This window comes from Streptomyces globisporus, from assembly GCF_003501885.1.
GTDB classification, from domain to species: domain Bacteria; phylum Actinomycetota; class Actinomycetes; order Streptomycetales; family Streptomycetaceae; genus Streptomyces; species Streptomyces globisporus_D.
In genome coordinates this window covers 24,762-39,993 of the sequence record NZ_QWFA01000091.1, presented here as the reverse complement: position 1 = coordinate 39,993, position 15,232 = coordinate 24,762, and the positions used below count along the sequence as shown (strand labels likewise).

The 15,232-nt window shown below is 73.3% G+C and carries 13 protein-coding genes; 7 read left to right on the top strand and 6 right to left on the bottom strand.

The window, feature by feature from the left end; translation table 11 throughout:
* The first annotated feature begins 42 nt into the window (after positions 1-42).
* Genes D3105_RS18210 through D3105_RS18200 form a run of 3 tightly spaced genes read left to right on the top strand, consistent with a single transcriptional unit; the run spans position 43 to position 3,268 of the window.
* Complete coding sequence (locus D3105_RS18210) at positions 43-1,299, top strand: AAA family ATPase (RefSeq protein WP_118904219.1); 1,257 nt, start codon at positions 43-45, stop codon at positions 1,297-1,299.
* Positions 1,296-2,540 (top strand): vWA domain-containing protein, encoded by a 1,245-nt coding sequence (locus D3105_RS18205; RefSeq protein WP_118904218.1) that lies wholly within the window; start codon positions 1,296-1,298, stop codon positions 2,538-2,540. Before D3105_RS18210 ends, D3105_RS18205 begins: the two co-directional genes overlap by 4 nt.
* Positions 2,541-2,581: 41 nt before the next feature.
* Positions 2,582-3,268, top strand: coding sequence for an HAD family hydrolase (locus tag D3105_RS18200; RefSeq protein WP_118904217.1), 687 nt, complete (start codon positions 2,582-2,584; stop codon positions 3,266-3,268).
* Here the strand turns inward: D3105_RS18200 and D3105_RS18195 are convergent.
* The 6 genes from D3105_RS18195 to D3105_RS18170 all read right to left on the bottom strand — a co-directional run bounded on the left by D3105_RS18195 (position 3,255) and on the right by D3105_RS18170 (position 9,548).
* Positions 3,255-4,064 carry an N-formylglutamate amidohydrolase gene (locus D3105_RS18195; protein WP_118904216.1) on the bottom strand — a complete coding sequence of 270 codons (810 nt, stop codon included), beginning with the start codon at positions 4,062-4,064 and terminating at the stop codon, positions 3,255-3,257. The genes D3105_RS18200 and D3105_RS18195 overlap by 14 nt on opposite strands.
* Before the next feature lie 191 nt (positions 4,065-4,255).
* Complete coding sequence (gene sph / locus D3105_RS18190; protein WP_118904215.1) at positions 4,256-5,236, bottom strand: sphingomyelin phosphodiesterase; 981 nt, start codon at positions 5,234-5,236, stop codon at positions 4,256-4,258.
* A 194-nt stretch (positions 5,237-5,430) separates the two neighbouring features.
* Positions 5,431-6,066 (bottom strand): class F sortase, encoded by a 636-nt coding sequence (locus tag D3105_RS18185; RefSeq protein WP_118904214.1) that lies wholly within the window; start codon positions 6,064-6,066, stop codon positions 5,431-5,433.
* A 95-nt stretch (positions 6,067-6,161) separates the two neighbouring features.
* Positions 6,162-6,608, bottom strand: a complete 447-nt coding sequence (locus D3105_RS18180; RefSeq protein WP_118904213.1) for a hypothetical protein — start codon at positions 6,606-6,608, stop codon at positions 6,162-6,164.
* Positions 6,609-6,748: 140 nt separating this feature from the next.
* Complete coding sequence (locus D3105_RS18175; RefSeq protein ID WP_425315745.1) at positions 6,749-8,791, bottom strand: ATP-binding protein; 2,043 nt, start codon at positions 8,789-8,791, stop codon at positions 6,749-6,751.
* 46 nt (positions 8,792-8,837) lie between these two features.
* Entirely contained in the window at positions 8,838-9,548 is a 711-nt protein-coding gene (locus D3105_RS18170; RefSeq protein ID WP_118904212.1) for a response regulator transcription factor, read from the bottom strand.
* Between the two features lie 361 nt (positions 9,549-9,909).
* Between D3105_RS18170 and D3105_RS18165 the strand changes: the two genes are divergently transcribed.
* The 4 genes from D3105_RS18165 (at position 9,910) to D3105_RS18150 (ending at position 15,221) form a co-directional block, all read left to right on the top strand.
* Positions 9,910-11,211: a cytochrome P450 gene (locus D3105_RS18165; protein WP_118904211.1), complete on the top strand. Its 1,302-nt coding sequence runs from the start codon at positions 9,910-9,912 to the stop codon at positions 11,209-11,211.
* The gene (locus D3105_RS18160; RefSeq protein WP_118904210.1) at positions 11,208-12,461 is read left to right on the top strand and encodes a cytochrome P450 family protein; all 1,254 of its coding nucleotides are present in this window, start codon (positions 11,208-11,210) and stop codon (positions 12,459-12,461) included. The genes D3105_RS18165 and D3105_RS18160 overlap by 4 nt, the downstream gene beginning before the upstream one ends.
* A gap of 34 nt (positions 12,462-12,495) precedes the next feature.
* Entirely contained in the window at positions 12,496-13,353 is an 858-nt protein-coding gene (locus D3105_RS18155; RefSeq protein WP_118904209.1) for an ATP-grasp domain-containing protein, read from the top strand.
* A 365-nt stretch (positions 13,354-13,718) separates the two neighbouring features.
* On the top strand, positions 13,719-15,221 hold the full coding sequence (locus tag D3105_RS18150; protein WP_118904208.1) for an aldehyde dehydrogenase family protein: 1,503 nt from the start codon (positions 13,719-13,721) through the stop codon (positions 15,219-15,221).
* Positions 15,222-15,232: the final 11 nt, after the last annotated feature.

Sequence of the window (15,232 nt, the reverse complement as noted above, 5' to 3'; positions counted from 1 at the left end):
CCCCGCCCCTCCGTCATCTCGCACACCCTCAGGTGATCACTCATGCTCACGAACACCCCGCCCTCCGCGCCCACGGACTCCTCCCCCGACTCCCAACTCGCCGTCGCCGAAGCGCTGATGGCCCTGCTCCGCGACACCACCACCGAGCCGCGCCCCGACATCCAGCTGGAGGCGCTGACCCTGGCGGTCTCCGCCGACCTGCCCGTCCTGCTGTGGGGCGAGCCGGGGATCGGCAAGACCGCGGCGCTCACCCAGCTCGCCGCCTCCCTGGACCTGCCGCTCACCACGGTCATCGCCAGCGTGCACGAGCCGTCCGACTTCTCCGGGCTGCCCATCGTCGGCGACGACCCGGCCGAACAGGGCGTGCCGATGGCCCCGCCGGACTGGGCCGTTCGCCTCGTACGGGCGGGAAAGGGGCTGCTGTTCCTCGACGAGCTCTCCACCGCACCGCCCGCCGTCCAGGCCGCGCTGCTGCGCCTCGTACTGGAGCGGCGGATCGGTGCGCTGCAACTCCCGCCCGGGGTAAGGATCGTGGCGGCGGCCAATCCGCGGTCGTCGGCGGCCGACGGCTGGGAGCTGAGCCCGCCGCTCGCCAACCGGTTCGTCCACCTCCAGTGGACCCACGACCACGAGGTCGTCGTACGCGGACTCGCCGGCTCCTGGCCCCGCGCGACGCTGCCCCGCCTCGACCCCGAAAAGCTGCCCGAGGCCGTGGACTTCGCCCGGCGCGCGGTGTGCGGGCTGCTCTCCGCCCGGCCCACGCTCGTCCACCGGCTGCCCACCACGGAGACCCGCCGGGGCGGCCCGTGGCCGTCGCCGCGCAGCTGGGACATGACGCTGAATCTGATCGCCTTCGCGACCGCCGCCGGCTCCTCCAGGGAGGTGCTGTCCCTGCTGGTCAGGGGAACGGTGGGGGACGGCCCGGGCCTGGAACTGCTGGCGAGCCTGGATCGGATGGACCTTCCGGACCCCGAGGACCTCCTCGCCGATCCGGCGAACGCCGTTCTGCCCGAGCGCGGCGATCTCCGGCAGGCGGCGCTGGACGGGGTCGTGGCGGCGGTCCGTACCCGCCCGGACAGGGCCCGCTGGGACGCGGCGTGGGCGCTGCTCGTCCGGGCGCTGGAGACCGGGGCCCCCGACCTGGTGGTCGTTCCCGCCACGGCCCTCGCCTCGGTGCGCCAGGAGGACTGGGACGTACCGGCGGCCGTCGAGCACCTCGCCGGAGTGGTCTCCCTGTCCCAGCGGGCGGACCGGGCGGCGGACCGGGTGGCCCGTTTCGGGGCGAAGGCGGGCCGATGACGACGACGGACGCGCCGAGCGCGCTCGACCTGGACAAACTCTTCGCCGCCCGGCTCCAGGCGGCCCGGGCCCGCCCCTATCTGGCCACGGCCCTGTTCGCCCTGCACACCGTGGAGTCGCGGGAGGTCCCGACCATGGCAGTCGACCGGTACTGGCGGTGTTACGTCTCGCCGGGCTTCGTCGCCCGCACCCCGGTGGAGGAGCTGGCCGGGGTCTGGGTCCACGAGGTGTCGCACCTGCTGCGCGACCACCACGGGCGCAGCGACCGGGTCGCCCGCCAGCGCGGGCTGACCGGCCCGGGGGAGCGGCTGCGGATGAACATCGCCGCCGACTGCGAGATCAACGACGACGTGTACGGCGACGGCCTGGCCCGCCCGAAGGGCGCCGTCTACCCGTCGACGCTGCACCTGGAGCCCGGCGAGCTCATGGAGGACTACCTGTACCAGTTCCGCCTCGGCTCGCGCACCCAGAACCTCGCCTGGCTGGACTGCGGGAGCGGCGCCGACGGGCTGGAGAGGGAATGGGACCTGGGGCCCGACGGCGCGCACGGGCTCAGCGCGCACGAACAGGACGCGGTCCGCTTCCGGGTGGCGCAGGGCATCACGGGCCGGCCGGGAAACGCCTCGAAGGGGTGGAAGCGGTGGGCGGAGGAGGCGTTCCATCCTCCGCAGCCCTGGAGGGAGTTGCTGGGCGCCGCCGTCCGCTCGGCCGCATCGGGCCCCGGCGCGGGGGAGGACTACACGTACGGGCGGCCCTCGCGCCGCTCCACCGGACTGCCCGGCGTCGTCCTGCCGAGCCTGCGCCGCAGACCGCCCCGGGTCTCGGTCGTCATCGACACCTCCGGCTCGGTCAGCGACGCCGAACTCGGCAGCGCCCTCCTCGAAGTCGCCGCCATCTCCAGCGCGGTGGGCGGCCGCCGCGACCTGGTCACCGTCCTCGCCTGCGACGCGGCGACCCGGGTCGTGCACCCGCTGTGCCAGGCCGAAGGCATCTTGCTGGTGGGCGGTGGCGGCACGGACCTGCGTGCGGGCTTCGCCAAGGCGCTCCGGTCCCATCCCCGACCCGACGCCATCGTCGTCCTGACGGACGGCCAGACACCGTGGCCCTCAGCACAACCGGCGTGCCGCACGGTCATCGGCCTGTTCCCGAGGGACCACGGGCGCGGCTCCTGGAGCGAGGACAACCCCGATCACGTCCCTCGCCGGCCGCCCGCGTGGGCGCGGGTGGTGGAGATCGGTTGAACGGAAACCGCCTGTTCAGGGCCTGATGGCATGATCGGTACGTGACCAGTGAACCCCGCCCGTCCGGTGCCCCGAGGTATGTCCTGTTCGATGTCGACGGTACGTTGATCGACGCTCTGGACAATCAGCGCCTGGTCTGGCGAACGTGGGCCGGGCGCTACGGACTGGACCCCGACGAGGTCTACCGGGTGGCCCTGCGAACCCGGCCGCTGGAGACCTTCGCGCAGGTCGCCCCGGACCACGACCCTCACGCGTGCCTCGCCGCACTGCACGAGCTGGAGGACGAGGACGTCCGCACCGGCGTCTACTCGGCCTTCGACGGCGCCACGGAACTGCTCCAGGCTCTCCGGCCCGGGGCGTGGGCGCTGGTGACATCGAACTATGAGCACCGGGTACGCGGCCGCTTCGCACGGACGGGCCTGCCGGTCCCGGAGACCGTGGTCGACGCGGCCGCCGTGGAGGAAGGCAAGCCGTCGCCCGTGCCGTATCTGCAGGCGGCCGCGCGACTGGGCGCCCGGCCGGAGGACTGCCTGGTCATCGAGGACGCCCCCTCGGGGGTGACGTCCGCGCTGCGGGCAGGGATGACGGTGTGGGGCGTCAACACCCCCACCGCGGTGGCCGGCGTGCACCGCCACTTCGGCACCCTGCGCGAAGCGGCCGGCGCCGTCCTCGCCTTTGCGTCGGGATCTCTTCCCCACCCGCTGGAGGGGGCGGTCACCGGGGAGTGACGTTCCCCACCAGCTCCGCCAGCGCCTCCGCCAGCGTGTCGAGGCCCGGTCCCGCAGGGCCGCCCGGCTCGCTCATGTACGTGTCGCGGCGGATCTCGATCATCAGCGCGGTGACCCGGCGGTCCGTTCCGTAGTGCCGGAGCGGGACGTACGTACCGGCGAACGGGGTGTCGTGCCCGATGCCGTCATGGCCGACACGTCCGCCGAACGCCGCCTCCGCCGCCGCCAGGAGTTCCGGCGGGGTGTGGAACCGGTCGGTGCCCAGGCAGACGGGCGGGCGGGGGCCGGTGCCGTGGAGCTCGTAGGGGAGGGGCTCTGTCGGGTACGAGTGGACGTCGATGATCACGGCGTGGCCCGCGGCGGCGATGCGCGCCTCGACCGCCTCGGTCATGGCGTCGGCGTAAGGGTGGAAGTACGCTTCCAGGAGCGGGGTGGGGTCGTCTTCCGGCGGGCGGAGCGGTTCGCGATGGGTGGTGCGGGTGTAGACGGCGCCCATGCCGACGGCGAGCATCTCCTCCCGCTCGTCCGGAAAGCGTTCGGGGTCGACGACGAGCCGGGACAGGTTGTTGACGAAGCGCCAGGGAGCGACCGGGGCGATCTGCGCCGCAGCCGCAGCAAGTTCGGCCGTGTGGGCGTCAGTGATGTGGTCGAGCTCGCGCTCCAGAGCGGCGTCGTCCGGCGTGATCCCCTGACGCACGTGGTGGGGGATGCGGCGGGAGCCGTGCGGTACGTGGAGGAGGACCGGGGAGTGGGGCGCGCCCGGGGTGAGGGTGAAGGGCTGCTGGGGGTCGCTCACGGGTACTCCTCCTCCTTTGTGCCTTCTTCGTCGCACACCAGTCTCCTGTGCCCGGCGCGAGGTGTGGACCGCCGAGCCGCATGTCGCGCGGTCCGGGCCACCGGCGGCGCCGACCCCAAGGTCCTGCGAGTGCCCGGCTACGCGTCGGCCCCGCCGGCGAGGCGCCGGGGGGCCGTCACGTCAGAGGGCGGCTACTGGCCGGAACCGATCACCGGGTAGTGGTCGGAGAGGTTGGTGTACGTGTACTTCTTGCCCCAGCTGGACACCGTCCACGGGGCGCTCTGCTCCTTGACCACATCGTTCTTCCAGCCCGACGGCTTGGCGTGGCCCGTGCGGTGCAGGACGTGGTCCAGGTCCTCGCGGGGGTCGTCGGGGTAGCGCTCGGAGGCGATGGAGTTGTCGCGGGTGTCGAAGGAGTACGTGTGGCCCGTCCGGGAGTCCGGGGTGGTCAGGCCGGCGTCGGAGAGGAACGATGCGTACTCCGCCGAGTGTCCGTCGACGTTGAAGTCGCCCGCCACGACGACCTGTTCGGAGGCCGGGATGTCCTTCGCGTCGAGGAAGGCGTCCATCTGCTTGAACTGCCTGCTGCGCATCTGCGCCGCCTCGCCCGCCGAGCAGCCGGGGTCGGTCGACTGGGCGTGGGTGCCGACGACGTGGACCCGGGCGCCGTTCACGTTCAGCACCGCGTAGGCGAAGCCCTTGTTCGAGAACCAGTCACCACCGCACGCGTCCTTGAAGACGAACTGCTCCTTGCGCACGATCGGCCACTTGCTGAGGATGGTCACGCCGCCGTCCTCCGGCGTCGTCGCCGAGTAGGAGCCGCCCGTCGCGTCCCAGCCGCTCTTGCTCCGGCCGACCACGGGGGTCTGGTGCGGGTACTGGGCGGCCGCATTGCGCAGCAGCGCGTCGGAGGCGCCGTTGTCGAAGGCCTCCTGGATCACCACGACGTCGTTGCCCTGGAAGAACGACGTCTTCGGGATCTCGGCCGCCCGGTGGTCCTGGCCCCAGTTGGGGTACAGCGTCTTGCTGAAGAGGAACGCGTTGTACGAGAGCACCCGCAGCGACGGGGTCTCGGCAGCCGCTGCCTGCGGGGCGTTCGCGGCGAGGGTGACGGCGGCGAGCGCGGCGGACAGGGTGACGCCGGTCAGACGGCGGAACGCGGTGTTCGGCACGAGGTCTCCTGTGGTCGAGTGGGGGGCGTACCGGGCGACCCCCATCCAAGCAGCGGCAGTTACCCACGGGTAGACATCGGGTGGCACGAGTCTGTCCGATCGGCTGCCATCCGGATCGCGGCCGGATCCCGGCCGGGTGCGCCGACTCCGGTGCGCCGCCGCTCGGGCATGCCCGCGCTCAGGCTGGTCGCTGCTCAGGCGAGGGCGCCGTACACGATCAGGTTGTCCACGGGGTGGCCCTCCGCGTCGAACTCCCCGTCGCAGGTGATGAGCCGCAGCGTGCTGCCCTTCGTCGGGCCGTAGACCTTCTTGGTGGGGAACGCCTTCTTGCTGACCGCCTCCTTCCCCGTGACCGTGAAGCGCAGTGCCTTCCCCGCCCCGTCGCGGACCAGCACCTCGGCGCCCTCGCGGATGTCCTTGAGGTCGTGGAAGACGGCCCGGCCGAAGCGGGTGTCGTTGTGGCCGATCAGTACGGCCGGGCCCGGTGAGCCGGGTACGGATCCGCCGCGGTACCAGCCCGCCGTCATGCCCTTCTCCGCCGGCGGAACCTCGACCGTGCCGTCCGCGTTGAGACCCAGCTCCATGAGGGTGCTCCGTACGCCGAGGGAAGGGATGGTGACCTCCGTGGGAGCCGACCGCTCCGGTTCGTCGGCCCGAGGTGGCGTGGTCGATCCGGAGTCTGCCTCGTCCCGCGCCGATGCGGAGGGGGCGGCGGCCGTGGCCGGGGACGGCTCGGCGGACGAACATCCGACGAGGGCTACGCAGGCCGCGACGGCGGTCAGCAGGGCGGCGGTCCGCCGGAAGCGGTGGGGCGTACGGGGCGACGGCACAGAAGACTCCGGAATCCGGCGGGGCGGGGCGGCGCGGGAGGGGACTGGGTGTGGCGCCGTCCCTGTACGGGGCGGCGCCACAGTCAGCGGTCGGGTCAGCCGTTGTGGCCGGCCGCCGAGCGGCGGCGCAGCACGAGCGTGCCCGCCCCCGCGAGCAGCACGGCCCCGGCCGCTGAACCGGCGAGCATCGCGGTGCTGTCGTCGCCGCTGCCGGCCGGGCGTTCACCGGCGGCGACACCGCCGCGCGGGGTGACCGACGGGGCGGCCTCCGAGGGTGCGGCCTCCTTCGCCGCGGGCGCCGGGCGGTCGCCGGCCGCCACGCCGCCGCGCGGGGTGACCGCAGGAGCGGCGTCCTTCGGGGCCTCCGACGGGGCCTTTGCGGCGGCCTCGTTCCGCTCCGGGGCCGGTGTGGCCTGGGCGGGTGCCGACGGCTTCGGGGAGGCGTCGGCGAAGGCGGCGGCGGACGGGACCAGCACCGCGCCGGCCGCGACAGCGGCGAGGACGGCGGCGCGCAGGGTGGTGCGCGAGGGGAAAGCGGTCATACGGATGGCTCCATTCCAGACTCGGCCCCGTGACGGTCCCGGATGCCGGTTCGCACCGGGGACGGGGCATGCCGCCAGGCTGGCGTGGAGATATGAAGAAGCTGTCAGAACGCTGTGGTCATCGCATCAGGGCCGGATCATCAGTGGCCGGACGGTGGCCTTTTCCCTGGCAGCCGGAGGGCGAACGCCGACCCCTCGCCCTCGGTGCTCGTCGCCTCCACCGTGCCGCCGTGCGCCTCGACCAGTTTGCGGACGATGGCGAGGCCCAGGCCGCTGCCGCCGGTGCGGCGGCTGCGGGACTTCTCGGCGCGCCAGAACCGGTCGAAGACATGAGGGAGGTCGTCCGCGGGAATCCCGGATCCGGTGTCCGTCACCTCGATCACCACCGTCCCGCCGCCCGCTTCGGGGGCGAACGGCTCGGAGGCGCCCGGCCCGGCGACAAGCGGCTCGGTGTCGTCCGGCCCCGCCACGTACGCGCGCAACGTGACCCGTCCGCCCTCCGGTGTGTGCCGTACGGCGTTGGACACCAGGTTGCCCACCGCCTGCCGCAGCCGGACCGGGTCCGCGCTCAGCGCCGGGCCCGGGGTGGTCGCCGTGACGGCGAGCGTGACGCCCGCGTTCTCCGCCCGCGCCTGGTGCGCGGCGGCGACCTGGCCCAGCAGCTCCCGGACCTCGACGGGTTCCGGGTGCAGGCGCAGCGCCCCCGCGTCGGCCGCCGCCAGGTCCTGGAGGTCGTCGATGATGTGCTGGAGCAGCACGGCCTCCTCCAGCAGTGAGGAGACGAACGCCGGGTCGGGGTCGGCGAGTCCGTCCTGGGCGGCCTCCAGCCAGCCCCGGATGTTGCTCAGCGGGGTGCGCAGCTCATGGGCGACATCGCTCACCATCGCCTTGCGCTGGTCCTCCAGCCGGGCCCGATGGGCCGACATGTCGTTGAACGCGGCCGCCAGCCGGCCGACCTCGTCGTCCCCCGACACGGGCACCGACGCCGGCTGCTCCCCGTCCCGCATCCGCTGCGCGGCGCCGGTCAGCGCGTGCAGCGGACGTACCAGCCGGGCTCCCGCGAACACCGACGCGCCCACCGTGAGGGCCAGCACGAGCGCGGCGGCTCCGGCGATCCTGGCGGTGTTCGTGGGGGAGAGGTCGAAGCCGGGCAGCGTCGCGCCGCCCTCGTCGCCGATGAAGAGGAGGGCGGGGGAGGCCACGTACGAACTGAGCTGTTCGCTCCGGGCCGTGCCCACACACGATGCGATGGCCCGGTCGTTCTCCCCGGTCCGCTCCGGCATCTCGACCGACGGCGCGGCCTGCTCCGCCGGGGCGTCGCGCGGCGCGGGAACCGGCTGCGGCGCGAGCGCCCCGGGTTCGCCCGGCACGGCCACCGGGACCGGATCGCCCCAGGACAGATCGTTGTTCAGCCGTACGCCCTCGCGGCCCTGGCGCTTCAGGCAGGCGTCGGCCAGCTCGGTGAGCGCGTCGAGCGCCTTGCGTTCCGAACGGGTCGGCGCGTCCAGGGCGGCGAGATCGCAGCGGGTCCCGAGCGCGCGTTCGGGGTCGTTGCCCACGATCTGCACCCGGGGGCGGCCGCTCGCGCCGACCACCACGTCCGAGGCGATACCCGCCCGGTTCAGGCACGCCACCTGGTCGTCGGCCGTCCGCCGCAACGCCCGGCTGTCGGCCGACGAGAGCCGGAAAGGACCCACCGCCCGGGGGTCGATCCGGTCGGCCGCCGTTCCCTGGCCGTCGGCGCCGCGCGCGGCCAGAACGGTATCCACGGACAGCGGGTCGACCACGGCCGACGCCTGCGGCGGGAGCGCCGGGGCGGTCGGCCCGGTGGCGGAGTCCGCGAGCGGCTGCCGGCCCTGCGTGGTCAGGGCGACCCGGCGGCCCGACTCCCGCGCCAGCTTCCGGACCGTCGCCCCGACCCCGTCCCAGGTCGGATTCCGGGCGGCGTACTCCAGCAGGGTGTCGTAGATCCGGGCGTCCGCGGTGAGGTTCTGCCCCTGCTCCTGCCTGATCGCGCCCGAGGTGGTCTGCACGGCGATCCAGGCGGTGGCCGCCACCGAACACGCGGCGACCAGCGCCGAGACGGCGAGCAGCCGCCCCAGCAGACTCCGCCGCAGCGGCAGCCGTGCTCGATCCGGCCGCCGCAGCGGCGGTCGTGCCCGGTCCGGCCGGAGCGGCGACAGCCCGGCCCCGTCCGGCTCCTGCTGCCGGGCGCCGTGCCCCCGTGGCCTACGCACGCCGGGCCGTGGCCTTCGCCGGGTCGGTCAGTTTGTAGCCGACGCCGAAGACGGTGAGCAGCCGCTCCGGCCGCCGAGGGGCCCGCTCGATCTTCTTGCGCAGGTTCATGACGTGCACGTCGACGGTCCGGGCGCTGATGTAGCGGTCGAACCCGTGGAGTTCCTCCAGGAGCCGCTGCCGGCTGAACACCCGGTCCGGGCCCGCCGCCAGGGCGGCCAGGATCCGGAACTCGCCCGGCGTGCACTCCACCGTGCGGCCGCCCACCGACACCAAGTGCCGCTCCGGGTCGACCACGAGTTCGCCGACGCGCAGCACCGGGTCCTCGGCCACCGGTTCCGGGGCGGCGGGGCGCCGGGTCCGCCGCAGCAGGGTGCGGACCCGGGCCATCAGCTCGCGCGGGCTGTAGGGCTTGGTCATGTAGTCGTCGGCGCCGAGGTCGAGGCCGAGCAGCAGATCGTCCTCGGTCGACCGCGCGGTCAGCATCAGCACGGGCAGTTCGCGGTCCTCGGACCGCAGCACCCGCACCACGTCCAGGCCGTCGGCCCGGGGCATCATCACATCGAGAACGAGCAGGTCGGGTTCCCGGTGCCGGACCGCGTCCAGCACGGCGAGGCCGTCGCCCACGATCCGTACGGCGTGTCCTTCCCGTTCCAGATAGCGGCGTACGAGCTCGGCCTGCTTCTCGTCGTCCTCGGCGACCATGACGTCTGCGCACACGCCCCCGATCGTAGAGCGGCGGGACGGCAGTGCGAGGCCGGGGCGGGTTCCGGTACACGGAAACCGGGAAGGGAACCGGCGCGTTCACCTGCGCGAGGGCGGCCCGAGGCGGCGCCGGACGCCCTGACCGTCGGCGACGGCGGCCTTCACTCCGCCGGCGCCGATCCTGTGATCAAAGATCCGCAGGGGTCGTAGGCGATTCGGTGACAAGTGGACCCGCATCATTCGGGGTTCGGACGAGAATGAGCGCGAACGGGGCCCAAGGGTTCACGGAACCTCCTTATAGTGGTGCCGCGTTGATCGTAGGGTCGCAACGCGCGAAGTCGCCGCCACTGGAGTCCGTACGATGACGAACGCCTCGTCCGCCACGCCCGCGTCCCCGACCGGTACCGGCGGCAGCTGTCCCATGGGCGCCGGTGCGGGTGCCGTCGCGCTCGGCGGGCCCGGCTTTCACACCGAACCCCAGGAGCTCTACCGCTCCATGCGGCGCGACCACGGTCCCGTCGTCCCGGTCGAACTGCCCGGCGGCTTTCCCGCCTGGCTGGTGATCGGCTACCGGGAACTCCACCAGGTCACCAGCGACGGGGAGTTGTACCCCCGGGACGTCTCCCTGTGGAACCAGTGGGGCAACATCCCCTCCGACTGGCCGCTGTTGCCCATGGTGGGGACGCCGATGCCGTCCATCTACTTCACCGCCGGGGCCGAGCACCGCCGCCATGTCGACATGGTCGTCCCCGCCCTCGAAGGGGTGGACCCCTTCGAAATCCGGCAGCACTGCGAGCAGTTGGCCGACCGGCTCATCGACGCCGTGTGCAGCCGGGGGACCGCCGACCTCGTCGCCGAGTTCGCCGAGCCGCTGCCCGTCCTCGTGCTCGCCCGGCTCGTCGGCTTCCCCGACGACGAGGGCGCCGATATCGCGCGCGTGCTCAAGGACCTCGCCGACGGCGGGCCCGGCGCACAGAAGGCGCACCTGCGCTTCGGCGAGCACATGCAGCGGCTCGTCGCGGACAAGCGAGCCCGGCCCGGCGACGACGTGACCTCGCGGATGCTGGCCCATCCGGGTGCGTTCACCGACGAGGAGTACGCGCTCGACCTGATGGCCATCACGGCCGCCGGGCACCTGACCACCGCCGACTGGATCAGCAACTCCACCCGGCTGATGCTCACCGAGGACCAGTTCGCCGACGCGCTCTCCGGCGGCCGGCACAGCGTCGCCGAGGCCATGAACGAGGTGCTCTGGGAGGACGGCCCCACCCAGATCCTGGCCGGTCGCTGGGCCGCGCGCGACACCCGGCTCGGCGACCGGAGCATCGCCCGCGGCGACATGCTGCTGCTCGGCCTCGGCGCCGCCAACGCCGACCCCCACATCCGGCAGCAGGTCACCGCATCCGCCGTCCGCTCCGGGCAGGGCGGCAACAGCGCCCACCTCGCTTTCAGCCACGGCGAGTACCGCTGCCCCTTCCCCGCCCAGGAGATCGCCGAGATCATCGCCCGCACCGGCATCGAAGTGCTGCTGGACCGGCTGCCCGACCTCGAACTGGCCGTACCCGCCACCGACCTGGTCCGCCGGCCGTCCGCCTTCCTGCGCGGCACGATCGCGCTGCCCGTCCGCTTCACCCCCGTACGCACGACAGGAGACGCGTTGTGAACTGCCCGCACGCCGAAGCCGCCCGAGCCGGCCGGAACGCCGGGGTCATCACCATCGACCCCATGGTCCAGGACCTGGACGGCGAGACCGTACGGCTGCGCGACGCCGGGGTCCTCGCCCGGATCGACCTGCTCGGCGTCCCGGCCTGGACGGTCACCCGGCACGCCGAGGCACGCCAACTCCTGGTCGACCCGCGGCTGGTGAAGGACATCGACGCCTGGGGGCTGTGGCAGAGCGGAGTGGTGACACGTGCATGGCCGCTGATCGGCATGATCGACGCCGGGCGCTCCATGTTCACCGTCGACGGGGCCGAACACCGGCGGCTGCGCACCAAGACCTCGCAGGCGCTGACCCCCCGCCGCCTGGAGGCGATCCGCCCGGACATCGAGAAGTTCACCGACGAACTGCTGGACGCCCTCGACGCCGCACGCGGCGAGGACGGGGTCGTCGACCTGAAGGCGGTGTTCGCCCAGCCGCTGCCGATGAAGGTCGTCGGCATGCTGATGGGCGTCGACGAGTCCCAGCACGCCATGCTCACCCGACAGTACAAGGCGTTCTTCTCCATGCTCACCCCGCAGGACGAACGCCTCGCCCTGCTGGCGGAACTGGACGCCTTCTACACCGACCTCGTACGGGAGAAGACCGCCCGGCCGACGGACGACCTCACCAGCGCGCTGATCCTGGCCGAGGAGGGCGGCGAACCGCTCACCGAGGAGGAGGTGGTGGGCAACCTCAAGGCCATGGTCGCCGCCGGGCACGAGACCACCATCGGGCTCGTCCTCAACGCCGTACGCGCCCTCCTCTCCCACCCCGACCAGCTGCGCATGGTGCTCGACGGGGAGATCGGCTGGGACGCGGTGGTCGAGGAGACGCTGCGCTGGGACACCCCCACCACCCATCTGCTGATGCGGTTCGCCACCGAGGACATAGCCGTCGGCGACGAGGTGATCCGCAAGGGGGAGGGAGTCGTCATCTCCTACCGGGCCATCGGCCGGGACTTCGAGCAGCACGGCCCCGACGCCGACGCCTTCGACATCACCCGGGCCACCCGCAACCGCCACATGACCTTCGGCCACGGCCCGCACATCTGCCCCGGCGCGGCGCTGTCGCGCGTCGAGGCGGGTATCGCGCTGCCGGCCCTGTTCGCGCGTTTCCCCGGACTCCGCCTCGCCGTCCCGGACGAGGAGATCACCAAACTGCCGGTGATGACGCAGAACGACATGGCCGCCTTCCCCGTTCTCCTGGGCTGACGGCGCGACCGGACGAAGGCGGGGGAGGGGCCGTATGACATCCGGACCGGGGTTCCTGGCGCTCGCGCCGCACCGCTCCGGCACGGCCTCCCTCCTGTCCGACGCGGCGCGCCGACGCGGCATGGAGGTCACCGTGCTGCCCGCCGACGGGGTGCCCGAGCGCTACCGGGAGAGGGCGGACGGGCACTACTACGGAGGCCCGCGCTTCGCCGCCCGGGTCACCGGTCCGCTCGGGGTGGCACTCCTGGAGCCGCACGCCGGATGGCTGGACGCCCTGCCGCCGGCCTTCACCGGCCGCGACGTCCGCCGGGTGCCCCTCTCCGAGGCCCGCCGCCGCACCGGCCCGCTCTTCGTCAAACCGCCCACCGACAAGAGCTTCCCCGCCGCGATCCACCCGGACGGCTCCTGCCTGGCGCCGCCCCCGCCCGGCTCCGGCGACCCGCTCGTCCAGATCAGCGAAGTCGTCACCTGGGAGGACGAGTTCAGGCTCTTCCTGCTGGACGGCGAGATCCGCACCGGGTCCCAGTACGCCGTGTACGGGCGGCTCGACGCCGCCCCGCTGGCAGGCCACTCCCAGGAGGCCGCCGTACGCGCCTTCGCCCACCGGCTCACCGAGGAGTGCGGGGACACCCTGCCCGGAGGCGTCGTCGTGGACGTCGGACGGATGCGCCGGCCCGGCCGCGCCCCCGCTTGGGCGGTCGTCGAGGCCAACATGGCCTGGTTCAGCACGGTGTACGCCGCCGACCCCGACCGCGCCCTCGACGTGGTGCTCCGGTCGGCGGGCCCCCTCGGCCTGGTGCCCGAACGGGACCTGCGGTTCCGCTCGGCGGCGCCGGGCAAGATCCTGGTTGCCGAAGATTCAACCGTGGAAACTTTGCGGTCAGCCATGTGAGTTGGACCGACTCGGCGGGGGGATGGTCGGCGATGAACGCTGTCCCGCACGGGCACCCGGGACCGGACCTGGTGCGCCCCGCGCGACGCTCACCGGGGCCGGAGATGGGGGAGCACGCGGCGCACCGGCTGGCGGCCCCTCGATCACCCGTCTGACCAGCACCGGGCCGCTCGGGAGGGGGCCCGGGTAGCGGCCCGCCGAGGCCGTCACGCGTGAGGCGCATCACTCTGCGTGAAATTCTCGGCATACATTCTGCCGGACTGGGGAGGGGTCCAGGCCGCTGGTGCGCCGGATGTCGGCCCGCCATGCGCATGCCCTGGCCGAAACCGGAGGGGGCATTTCAGGCACGGAAGGCTAAACACGACATGCTGGAGCTCAGCACCATCCACATCGACGGCACCTGGCGCGCCGCCGTATCGGGCGGGACCCGCACGGTCCTCGATCCCGCCGACGCCACGGTCCTGGCCGTCGTCGCGGAGGGCGGCGTGGCGGACACCGACGCGGCGATCGCGGCGGCCCGGCGCGCCTTCGACGACGGCCCCTGGCCGCACCGGCCCGTCGCCGAGCGGGCCGGGCTGCTGCGCCGGGTCGCCGAGCTGCTCCAGCGGGACCGCGAGGAGATCGCGATCACCGAGAGCCGCGACACCGGCAAGACCCTGGAGGAGGGCCGGGTCGACGTCGACGACGTCACCAATGCCTTCCGCTACTTCGCCGACCTCGTCATGAACGAGAGCGGCGGCCGGGTCGTCGACGCGGGCGACCCCGACGTCCACAGCATCGTCGTCCACGAGCCCGTCGGCGTCTGCGCCCTCATCGCGCCCTGGAACTACCCCCTCCTCCAGGCCAGCTGGAAGATCGCCCCGGCCCTCGCCGCCGGCAACACCTTCGTGCTCAAGCCCAGCGAGGTCACCCCGCTCTCCACCGTCCACCTGATCAAGCTGCTCGCCGAGGCCGGGCTCCCCGACGGGGCCGCCAACCTCGTCACCGGCGCGGGCGACCCGGTGGGCGCCCGGCTCTCCGAGCACCCCGACGTCGACCTGGTCTCCTTCACCGGCGGCCTCGCCAGCGGTACGAAGGTGGCCCGGGCCGCCGCGCCGACCGTGAAGAAGGTGGCCCTGGAGCTCGGCGGCAAGAACCCCAACGTGGTCTTCGCCGACGCCTGCGCCACCGACGAGGGCTTCGACACCGCCGTCGACCAGGCGCTGAACGCCGCGTTCTTCCACAGTGGCCAGGTCTGCTCCGCCGGGGCCCGCCTGATCGTCCAGGACTCGGTCAGCGAGCGCTTCGTCACCGAGCTGGCCCGCCGCGCCGACGCCATCCGCCTCGGCCGGGGCACCCTCGACGGCGTCGAGTGCGGCCCCCTCGTCTCCGCCCAGCAGCTCGCCAAGGTCGAGGCGTACGTCGCCTCGGCCCGCGAGGAGGGCGCGATCGTCCGGGCCGGCGGCGAACGCCCCAAGCCCAGCGACGTGCTCCCCGAGGGCGGCTACTTCTACCGCCCGACCGTCCTCGACGGCTGCCACCGCGAGATGAAGGTGGTCCGCGAGGAGACCTTCGGCCCGATTCTCACCGTCGAGACCTTCCGTACCGAGGAAGAGGCCATCACGCTGGCCAACGACACCGACTACGGGCTCGCCGGCGCCGTCTGGACGACCGACGCCGGCCGCGCCCGCCGGGTCGCCGGACGGCTGCGCCACGGCACCGTCTGGATCAACGACTACCACCCCTACCTCCCGCAGGCCGAGTGGGGCGGCTTCGGGAAGTCCGGCACGGGACGGGAGCTCGGCCCGACCGGGCTCGCCGAGTACCGCGAGTCCAAGCACATCTACCAGAACCTCAACCCGCGCCCCCAGCGCTGGTTCGCCGGCTGACGCCTGCTGGG

Excerpts from the sequence above, each read along its gene's own strand:
- D3105_RS18205 (WP_118904218.1), top strand. The coding sequence starts at position 1,296 with ATGACGACGACGGACGCGCCGAGCGCGCTCGACCTGGACAAACTCTTC.
- D3105_RS18165 (WP_118904211.1), top strand. The coding sequence starts at position 9,910 with ATGACGAACGCCTCGTCCGCCACGCCCGCGTCCCCGACCGGTACCGGC.
- D3105_RS18210 (WP_118904219.1), top strand. The coding sequence starts at position 43 with ATGCTCACGAACACCCCGCCCTCCGCGCCCACGGACTCCTCCCCCGAC.
- D3105_RS18150 (WP_118904208.1), top strand. The coding sequence starts at position 13,719 with ATGCTGGAGCTCAGCACCATCCACATCGACGGCACCTGGCGCGCCGCC.
- D3105_RS18180 (WP_118904213.1), bottom strand. The coding sequence starts at position 6,608 with ATGACCGCTTTCCCCTCGCGCACCACCCTGCGCGCCGCCGTCCTCGCC.
- D3105_RS18155 (WP_118904209.1), top strand. The coding sequence starts at position 12,496 with ATGACATCCGGACCGGGGTTCCTGGCGCTCGCGCCGCACCGCTCCGGC.
- D3105_RS18170 (WP_118904212.1), bottom strand. The coding sequence starts at position 9,548 with ATGGTCGCCGAGGACGACGAGAAGCAGGCCGAGCTCGTACGCCGCTAT.